7 protein-coding genes are annotated in these 9,157 nt (G+C 68.5%); 3 read left to right on the top strand and 4 right to left on the bottom strand.

The genetic code is table 11. The features are described 5' to 3' along the window. Both OXQ33_RS17165 and OXQ33_RS17160 read left to right on the top strand, forming a co-directional pair. The coding region (locus OXQ33_RS17165; RefSeq protein ID WP_267435987.1) for a DNA polymerase at positions 1 to 1,167 on the top strand (1,167 nt) is incomplete at its 5' end. A 316-nt stretch (positions 1,168 to 1,483) separates the two neighbouring features. Next, positions 1,484 to 2,998, top strand: coding sequence for an oligosaccharide flippase family protein (locus OXQ33_RS17160; RefSeq protein ID WP_267435985.1), 1,515 nt, complete (start codon positions 1,484 to 1,486; stop codon positions 2,996 to 2,998). Between the two features lie 136 nt (positions 2,999 to 3,134). On the opposite strand, the gene purH is transcribed toward OXQ33_RS17160, so the two are convergent. The 4 genes from purH to OXQ33_RS17140 all read right to left on the bottom strand — a co-directional run bounded on the left by purH (position 3,135) and on the right by OXQ33_RS17140 (position 8,791). Next, the gene (gene purH, locus OXQ33_RS17155; protein ID WP_267435983.1) at positions 3,135 to 4,754 is read right to left on the bottom strand and encodes a bifunctional phosphoribosylaminoimidazolecarboxamide formyltransferase/IMP cyclohydrolase; all 1,620 of its coding nucleotides are present in this window, start codon (positions 4,752 to 4,754) and stop codon (positions 3,135 to 3,137) included. 358 nt (positions 4,755 to 5,112) lie between these two features. Then, the gene (locus OXQ33_RS17150) at positions 5,113 to 6,855 is read right to left on the bottom strand and encodes a heparinase II/III family protein (protein WP_267435981.1); all 1,743 of its coding nucleotides are present in this window, start codon (positions 6,853 to 6,855) and stop codon (positions 5,113 to 5,115) included. A 5-nt stretch (positions 6,856 to 6,860) separates the two neighbouring features. Further along, complete coding sequence (gene rpe, locus OXQ33_RS17145) at positions 6,861 to 7,517, bottom strand: ribulose-phosphate 3-epimerase (RefSeq protein ID WP_267435979.1); 657 nt, start codon at positions 7,515 to 7,517, stop codon at positions 6,861 to 6,863. A gap of 32 nt (positions 7,518 to 7,549) precedes the next feature. Beyond that, positions 7,550 to 8,791, bottom strand: a complete 1,242-nt coding sequence (locus tag OXQ33_RS17140; RefSeq protein WP_267435989.1) for an RsmB/NOP family class I SAM-dependent RNA methyltransferase — start codon at positions 8,789 to 8,791, stop codon at positions 7,550 to 7,552. A gap of 168 nt (positions 8,792 to 8,959) precedes the next feature. On the opposite strand from OXQ33_RS17140, the gene OXQ33_RS17135 reads away from it, so the two are divergent. Beyond that, positions 8,960 to 9,121 (top strand): DUF1674 domain-containing protein, encoded by a 162-nt coding sequence (locus OXQ33_RS17135; protein ID WP_267435977.1) that lies wholly within the window; start codon positions 8,960 to 8,962, stop codon positions 9,119 to 9,121. Positions 9,122 to 9,157: the final 36 nt, after the last annotated feature.

Below are 9,157 nucleotides of genomic sequence, written 5' to 3'. Positions count from 1 at the left end.
AAGGTCGACCGCGACCGCCTGTCGCAATTGTCGACCGAATTCGCCGGACAGATCCTCGCGCTGGAAGGCGAGATTCACGCCATGGCGGGTACCCCCTTCACCATCGGCAGCCCCAAGCAGCTGGGCGAGATATTGTTCGACCGGCTGGGCCTGAAGGGCGGGCGCAAGGGCAAGTCGGGGGTCTATTCGACCGACGTGACCGAACTCGAACGCCTGGCCCGCGATGGCGGCGAGGCGGCGGAGATCGTGCGCAAGATCCTGGAATGGCGCCAGCTGTCCAAGCTGAAGAGCACCTATACCGACGCGCTGCAGGCGCAGATCAATCCGAAGACCGGCCGCGTCCACACCAGCTACAGCCTGACCGGCGCGCAGACCGGCCGCCTGTCCTCGACCGAGCCGAACCTTCAGAACATCCCGATCCGCACCGAGGTCGGGCGACAGTTGCGCGAGGCGTTCATCGCCGAGGACGGCAACGTCCTGATCGCCGCCGACTATTCGCAGATCGAATTGCGGCTGGCCGCGCATATGGCCGACGTGCCCGCGCTGCGCGACGCCTTTGCGAATGGCGACGACATCCACAGCCTGACCGCCAAGGAGCTGTTCGGCGAGGTCAATCGCGACACGCGCGGTCGCGCCAAGACGATCAACTTCGCCATCCTCTACGGCATTTCGCGCTGGGGTCTGGCGGGCCGCCTCGACGTGTCGGCGGACGAAGCGCAGGCGATGATCGACCGCTATTTCGAGCGTTTCCCAGGCATCAACCGCTATATCGCCGAGACGCTGTCGAGCGTCCGCGAGAAGGGCTTCACCGAGACGCTGTTCGGCCGCAAGACGCATTTCCCGCGCATCGCCTCGCGCAACCAGGGCGAGCGCCAGGGGGCCGAGCGCGCCGCGATCAACGCGCCGATCCAGGGGACCAGCGCGGACATCATCAAGCGCGCGATGGTCCGCATGGAACCCGCCCTCGCCGCCGCCGGGCTCGGCCATGTGCGGATGCTGCTCCAGGTGCACGACGAACTGGTGTTCGAGGCGCCCGAAGCCGATGCCGAAGCGGCGGGCGCGGTCATTCGCGACGTGATGGCGGGCGCGGCCGAACCGGCGGTGAAATTGTCGGTGCCGCTGGGCGTCGAGATCGGGTTCGGCAAGAGCTGGGGCGCGGCGCATTGATCACCATCCGCCCCGACACCATTCCTCCCCAAGCTCGGCTTGGGGAGGGGGACCATGGCGATAACCATGGTGGAGGGGCATGGCCGTCCGCTACGGCACCGATCCTCGCCGGCGGTGACACCCCTCCGTCAGGCCTTCGGCCTGCCACCTCCCCTTTCAGGGGAGGAAATTGCGATTATCGGCCACCCCTAGGGCTTCGCGTGGGGCCTCTCCACGGACGCCGCGCTTACGGATACGCCCCACCCCCGGCCCCTCCCCTGAAGGGGAGGGGTGGGTCCATCTCATGTCATTCTGCTCTAGGGCTTCGCGTCCTCTGATGCCCCAAACCCAGGACATCGATGCGCTTGCCAAGGGCGGGCGGACCAATATCGCGGGCTTCGTCCTGCGGCTGGCGGCGCGCATTCCGTTTCTCTTCATCGCGGGGCGCATCTATGGCCCCGATCTGGTCGGGCGCTTCGCCATTGCGGTGGTGGTGGTCGAACTCGCGGCGCTGATCGCGACGTTGGGCATGAAGCGCGGGCTGGCCCAAGCCTTGTCCTCGGCCGATCGACCGCATGTCCATGTCGTGTGGGACGCGATGGCGCTGGCCTTCCTGGCCTCGGTCATGGCGAGCGCGCTGTTGTGGCATTTCCCGGAGCTTCTCTACCCCAATAGCGCGATCACGGGGCTGGACCGATGGCTGCCCTGCATCATCGTCGCCATCGCCTGGTCGGACGTCAGCCTGGCCGCGCTCGCCTATCGCCACAACGTCAAGGCGACCGTCACCGCCCGCGCGGTGATCGAGCCCTGGACCATCTCGATCGCGGCCTGGGTCTTCTCCTTCTTCACCATCCGCGACGGGCTGGTCCTGTCCTATGTCGCGTCGATGACGGCGGCGTTGATCGCCAGTCTGGTGCCGTTCCTGCGCAGCTATGGCCTGCCGCATGGCTGGCGCCCGCATCTGGCGCGCGTGTTCGCGCTCGCCCGCGCCAATGCGCCGCTGGCGGGGGCGGACGCGCTGGAATGGGGTACGCGCAATGTCGACCGCTTCATCCTGGGCGTGATGTTCGAGCCGCGCATCGTCGGCATCTATTATATGGCGCAGCAGGTCGCTTCGCTGCCCCAGAAGCTGAAGACCAGCTTCGACCCGATCCTGGGCCCCGTCATCACCCAGAGCCTGGCGAGTGGCGACATGGGCGCGATCGCGCGGCAGGTGCGGCAGGTCGCCTTCTGGATCATGGCGGCGCAGGGCTGCCTGGCGCTGATGGGATCGATTCCGGGCGAAGGCGTGATGGGCGTGGTCGGCCCGCAATTCGTCTCGGGCACCGCCGCACTCGCCTTCCTGCTGTTCGCCGAGGTGCTGGCCTCGACCGGCGCGGTGTGCGAATCGGCTTTGGTCTATACCGCGCGGCACCGGAACCTGATGATCTCGATCGCGATGCTCGGGGTGCAGATCGGTCTCAGCTTCGCGCTGATCCTGGGGATGCGGTCGCTGGGCTGGCCCGAGACATGGGCGGCAGCGGGTCCGGCGCTGGCGCTGGCGCTGAGCGTGACGATGACCTCGGTCATCAAGGCGCGGGTGCTGTCGGGAATATTGAAGGCGCCGGTTTCACCCTTCCGCTGGCCGCTGGTCTGGGCGGCGGTAGCGGCGGCCATCGTGGGGGGCATCTTCACCCTGCTGCCCAAGCGGCTGGAATGGGCCGAATTGCTGTTCGGCGAGCCCGCCATCGCGGCGACCTATCTGCTGATCCTGTGGCGCTGGGCCTTCGGTCCGGCAGACCGGGCGCTGTTCGGGAAAGCACCGACGGCGGAAGAGGCGACGCTGCCCCATGCGGGCGGGATCACGCGGTAACATATTCCTCCCCGGCACGGGGAGGGGGACCACCCGAAGGGTGGTGGAGGGGGATCGCGGCTAGGTACGTCCTATGCCGAAGCCCCCCTCCGTCAGCGCTACGCGCTGCCACCTCCCCGTACCGGGGAGGATCGGCTTAGTGCCGGAAGTGACGCATACCCGTGAACACCATCGCGAGGCCCGCTTCGTCCGCCGCCGCGATGACCTCGTCGTCGCGGATCGAGCCGCCCGGCTGGATCACCGCCGTCGCGCCCGCCTCGACCGCGGCGAGCAGGCCGTCGGCGAAGGGGAAGAAGGCGTCCGACGCCACCGCCGAACCGATGGTGCGCGGCTCGGCCCAGCCCGCCTTCTCGGCGGCGTCCTTGGCCTTCCATGCCGCGATGCGCGCCGATTCCAGACGGTTCATCTGGCCCGCGCCCACGCCCGCGGTCGAACCGCCCTTGGCATAGACGATGGCGTTCGACTTCACATGCTTGGCGACCGTCCAGGCGAAGCGGCAATCGGCCAGTTCCTGCTCCGTCGGCGCGCGCTTGGTCACGACCTTCAGCATGTCGTCGGTCAGGCGGCCATTGTCGCGGCTCTGGACCAGCAGCCCGCCCGCGATCGACTTCATCATCAGGCCGGGACGCGAAGGATTGGGAAGCTCGCCCGACAGCAGCAGGCGGAGATTCTTCTTCTTCGCGAAGATCTCACGCGCTTCCGGGCTGGCGTCGGGTGCGACCACCACCTCGGTAAAGATGCCCGAGATCGCCTCGGCCGTCTCCGCATCGAGCGGACGGTTGCAGGCGATGATGCCGCCGAACGCCGACACCGTGTCGCAGGCGAAGGCCGCCTGATAGGCCTCGAGCAACGTCTCGCCGCTCGCCACGCCGCAAGGATTGGCGTGCTTGACGATCACCACGGTCGGGGGGCCGTCGATGAACTCGCTGACCAGTTCCAGCGCGGCATCGGCGTCGTTGAGGTTGTTGTAGCTCAGCGCCTTGCCCTGCAACTGCTCGGCCTGGGCGATGCCCTGCCCGCCCTTTTGCGGCAGATAGAGCGCGGCGACCTGATGCGGATTCTCGCCGTAGCGCAAGCTCTCCGGGTGCTTGGTGAAGGCGAGCGGCAGGGTGGCCGGAAAGGCCTCGCCCTGATCGGCGAAGGCGAACCACTGGGCGATCGCCGAGTCATAGGCGGCGGTGGCGGCGAAGGCCTTGGCGGCGAGGCGCTGGCGGGTCTTCAGCGTCGAGGCGCCGTCATGCGTGGCCAGCTCGGCCAGGAAGTCGGCATAGTCGGCCGGGTCGGTCAGGATCGACACATAACCATGGTTCTTGGCCGCCGAGCGGACCATCGAGGGGCCGCCGATATCGATATTCTCGATGATCTCCGGCCGCTCCGCGCCCTTGGCGACGGTCTGCTGGAAGGGGTAGAGATTGACGACCACCAGGTCGATCGCACCGATGCCATGCTCGGTCATCGCGGCGGCATGGGCGGGATCGTCGCGCACCGCGAGCAGGCCACCATGGACCATCGGGTGCAGCGTCTTGACCCGGCCGTCCATCATTTCGGGGAAGTTGGTGACCTCGGAGATGTCGCGCACCGGCAGCCCGGCATCGCGGATCGCCTTGGCCGTACCGCCGGTCGAGACCAGATCGACGCCCCGCTCCGCCAGCGCGCGGGCCAGGTCGATGACGCCGGTCTTGTCGGACACCGACAGCAGCGCGCGGCGAACGGGCACCTGGTCGACGGAAGGAGCGGAGGGGAGCGAAACGGCCATCGGGCAGCGAGTCCTACATATGGGGAGTTTGCGGACCCGATAGACGCCGATTCGCCGAAGCGCAAAATGTTCCTCCCCGATACGGGGAGGTGGCAGGGCCAAGCCCTGACGGAGGGGGGCTTCCTCATAGGGCGTCGCTCGCGGCGATCCCCCTCCACCATGCTTCGCATGGTCCCCCTCCCCGTGCCGGGGAGGATTTGTTGGTTCGCGCGGAGGCGCGGAGATGGCGGACTCGCCGCGCTGACAAAGCTTCTGCTCCGGCCGATTGGTGATCCGATCGGTTTACCAACGGAGCAAACCCCTCCGCGTTCTCCGCGCCTCCGCGCGAACCATCCTTCTTCTAATAGTAATCCCGCGCTCAAAGCGCCCGCTTGAACGCCCAGCTGACATGCGCACCGCCCGCCGGGGTCTCGCCGGTCACGACCAGTTGCTGCGTTGCCACCGGCCGCCCGGTGCCGTCGATCCACAGCGACTCCTCGATCGCCAGGGTGCCGCCGCGACAGCGGAACTGCCACAGCGCGCCGTCGTCCAGCCGCAGGATCGCCTGGCCGCTCTCCGCCGTCACCATCGCCTCGACCCCGTCGCCCAGGTGGAAGCGCAGCGCGAAGGAGGTGCTGCCCGCCTGCCGCTTGCGCCCCTCCGGCAACAGCGCGTCCTCGCCGCGCAGCTCGCGTCCGTCGCCGGTCAGCAGCAACTGGCGGCGATGGATGAAGCCATAGCGGCGGACATAGCCGTCATGGCTCGCCTCGATCCGGCTGGCCGCGTCCGATTCCTGACGGCTGAGTTCCACCTCGGCGACGCCGCGCCCCAGCGTGCCGTCGGCATGGATGGCGGTGGAATTAGAGTCGCCCAGGGTCAGCGTCGAATGCGCCGCCGTGGTACGCAGGCCATGGGCGAGGCTGGCGGGCACCTGTGCCACGGTCGCGCGCGCGCCACCGCAATTGACGACGATCCGCTGTGCCCCGTCCGAAAACTCGAAGGCCAGCGTCGAGGCGCAACCGCCCTCGATCGCCCGTGCGATGGGCGGGGGCGCGGCGTCCATGACCAGCACCGCCTGCGCCGCCGCCAGCCGCTGATAGCCCCAGTCGCCCGCCTGGCGCAGCGGCCGGGTGCGTACGCCCGACGCCTCGATCACGGCGGCGATCTTCTCCGCCGTCTCGGGGCCGGAGCCCTGCCAGCTCGACAGCGCGCGGTCGCCGTGCATCACGCCGAGTAGCGCCGAGATCATCTTCTGCAACCGCGCCTGGAACTGGTCCGGGAAGGGTAATCCGCGCGCGTCATAGACTTCGCGCATCATGGTCAGCAGCATGACTGCGTCGAGTTGCACCGCCGGGCTCCGCGCGATGACGCCGCCATCGGCGAACAGGCCGGTGTCGAGCGCACGGCCCAGCCCCGCCTCGCCGAACGCCTGGCGCGGATCGCCACCCGCCAGCAACAATCCCGCCGCGACGACGCCGCACCAGGCAGCGATCCGCGCCACCCCCGCCGGCGCCTTGTCCGCGCCGCGATCCAGATGCCGCGCCCCGCGCGCCATGGTGTTGAGCACCCGCGAGCGATAGACGAGGTCGGTCGAGGACAGGATCAGCGGCGCATGCGCGGTCCAGAACAGGATGCGCCGCCCCCACAGATCGGGCCTCCACGCCGTCGCATCGACCGTCTCGGCAAAGGCATCGAGCCAGCGGCCCATCAGATATTCGGCGATCGGCGCACCCTGCGCCCGGGTCGCGACGGTCGACAGGTCGCGCAGCCAGGCGAAGCTGTGCAGGTGATCGGCGAAACCGGTCGACCAGTCGGGCCGGGCGAAGTCGATCGATTCGACCCCGCGCTCCTCGCCGCGCCAGTCGAGTACCCCGCCGAGCAGGGCATGGCCGCGCTCGATATCGCCCAGGATCGGATCCTCGGGCACCGCCATAAGCTTCAGCGGATGCCGCCCCTTCAGCCGCAGCGAATGGAGCGGCGTGCGCCAGGTCAGCCGGTGGAGATGCTCGCTCAGCCGATCGGCGAGCGACAGGCCGCCCGTCTGCACCCGGACGAGGCGCTTGCCCTCCTCGATGCTGTCCGCGACGTTGGGGGCGGTGTCGCCCTGTCCCTGACTGCGCATTCCGCTCAGCCGCGCAAGGCGGCGATGTTGGCGGCGTAATGCGCCGGACCACCCCGGAAGGCGGCGGTGCCCGCAACCAGCGCGTCGGCCCCCGCCTCGATACAGCGCTTCGCCCAGGCCGGATCGACGCCGCCGTCCACCTCCAGATCGATGGCGCGGCCCGAATGGTCGATCATCTTGCGGATCGCGGCGATCTTCTTGAGCTGGCTCTCGATGAAGCTCTGCCCGCCGAAGCCCGGATTGACGCTCATGACGAGGACCAGGTCGACCATGTCGATCAGGTAATCCAGCATCTTGGCGGGCGTGCCGGGATTCAGCACGACCCCGGCGCGCTTGCCCAGCCCCTTGATATGCTGGATCGTGCGGTGGATGTGCGGCCCCGCCTCCGGATGCACGGTGATGGTATCCGCCCCCGCCTCGGCAAAGGCGTCGAGATAGGCGTCGATCGGCGAAATCATCAGATGCACGTCGAAGGGCTTGGTCGTGTGCGAGCGCAGCGCCTTCACCACCGCCGGGCCGATGGTGATGTTGGGCACGAAATGCCCGTCCATCACATCGATATGAATCCAGTCGGCACCGGCGGCGTCGATGGCCCTGACTTCTTCGCCCAGTTTGGCGAAATCGGCAGACAAAATGGAAGGAGCGATACGGACGGGGAGCATGGACCTCCCCTTATCCTGATATCGCGCCCAAGTCAGCCTTTGCGTTGCAGCCGGGCGATGAAGAAACCGTCAAGCCGCCCTTCATCTGCGAGGAGGGTCGGCAGGGTGCGGATCGTGCCCTTGTCGGTCAGGCCGGGCCAGTCGCCGGTGATCGGATCGAGCGCATAATCGCGGCGCTCGGCCAGGAACGCCTCGATCTGGCGCTCGCCCTCCTCGGGTTCCAGCGAGCAGGTGGCGTAGATCATCTTTCCACCGGGCTTCAGCCAGTCGGCAGCGCGGGTCAGGATCACCCGCTGAAGCTCCGCCATCTCGGCGATGATCGCGGGGCGAACGCGGTAGAGCACGTCCGGGTGGCGGCGGAAGATGCCGCTGGCGCTGCACGGCGCGTCGACCAGGATCGCATCGACCTGGTCCTTCGGGCCCCATTCGCGCAGGTCGGCAATGACGACCTCGGCCGTCTGATTCGTCCGCTCCAGATTCTCGTTCAGGCGCCCCAGCCGCTGCTCGGACTGGTCGATCGCGGTCACGTCCCATCCGGCGGCGGCGAGCTGCAACGTCTTGCCCCCCGGCGCGGCGCACAGGTCAAGCACCTTGCCCTTGCCCTCGCCCAACAGGCGCGCGGGGATCGAGGCGGCGAGATCCTGCACCCACCAGGCACCCTCGTCGAAGCCCTGCAACTCCATGACCGAATGGCCCGAGGGCAGGCGGACATGGCCGGGCAGCAGGCTGACTCCGCCCAGTTTCTCCACCCATTCGGCGGTCGCGGTAGGATCGGCCAGCGTCAGGTCGAGCGGCGGCGGTGCGGCGATGGCGTGGGCGGCGGCCTCGACCATTTCCTCGCCCCAATTTGCTTCCCAGCGCGCCTCGGTCGCCTCGGGCAGCGCGGGGATTTCGGGGAGCAGCACGCCGCTCTTGGTGATGGTGCTGAACACGCCGTGAACCAGTTTGCGCGGGCCACCATCGACCAGTGGCAAGACGGTCGCAATCGCGGCATGCGGCGGCGTGCCCAGCGCCAGCACCTGAACCAGCGCGATGCGCAGCGCAAAGCGCGCCTTGGCATCGTCGGGCAGACGCTGCTTGGTCACCGAGTCGATCAGCGCGTCGAGATCGGGCAGGCGGCGCAGCGTCTCCGCCGCGATGGCATGGGCGAGGCCCCGGTCGGGTCCGCCCGTCAGCGCGCGGGTGGCCGACGCCAGCGCCGCTTCCAGCGGCTCCCCCCGGCGCAGCACCGCGTCGAGCAGGCGGATCGCTGCACGGCGGGTGGCGGTGCCCAGCGGCTCGCTGGGGCGCTGCTGACGCCCGCGCCGATCCTCGCCCTTGGGACCACCGCGACGATCGGGGCGGCCACGGGTCGGCGATTGGGGAGGACGTGTCACTTGGCAAAACTCCTGTCAGCCCCGACATGGGCTGCAATATTTGCCCCTTAGTCGAAAGGACCGCCCATGGGCCAGCGCCCCGACCATGTGAAGCCGCCCGCCTATCTGTCGCAAAACCCGCCGGTGCCGGAGCCGGAGGCGAAGCCCGAGCCGCAGGACGATCCGTTGGGGAAGAATCCGGTGCGGTACGGGGATTGGGAGTTGAAGGGGGTGGCGGTCGATTTTTGACCGTTTCCGCCCCTTCCGCCTTCTTAAGCCGCTCCC

This window comes from Sphingomonas sp. GM_Shp_1 (assembly GCF_026540895.1).
Lineage (GTDB): Bacteria > Pseudomonadota > Alphaproteobacteria > Sphingomonadales > Sphingomonadaceae > Sphingomonas.
This window is presented reverse-complemented; position numbering and strand designations above follow the sequence as displayed.

Coding starts and splice junctions, on each gene's coding strand:
- purH (WP_267435983.1), bottom strand. CDS start 4,754: ATGGCCGTTTCGCTCCCCTCCGCTCCTTCCGTCGACCAGGTGCCCGTT.
- OXQ33_RS17135 (WP_267435977.1), top strand. CDS start 8,960: ATGGGCCAGCGCCCCGACCATGTGAAGCCGCCCGCCTATCTGTCGCAA.
- OXQ33_RS17160 (WP_267435985.1), top strand. CDS start 1,484: ATGCCCCAAACCCAGGACATCGATGCGCTTGCCAAGGGCGGGCGGACC.
- rpe (WP_267435979.1), bottom strand. CDS start 7,517: ATGCTCCCCGTCCGTATCGCTCCTTCCATTTTGTCTGCCGATTTCGCC.
- OXQ33_RS17150 (WP_267435981.1), bottom strand. CDS start 6,855: ATGCGCAGTCAGGGACAGGGCGACACCGCCCCCAACGTCGCGGACAGC.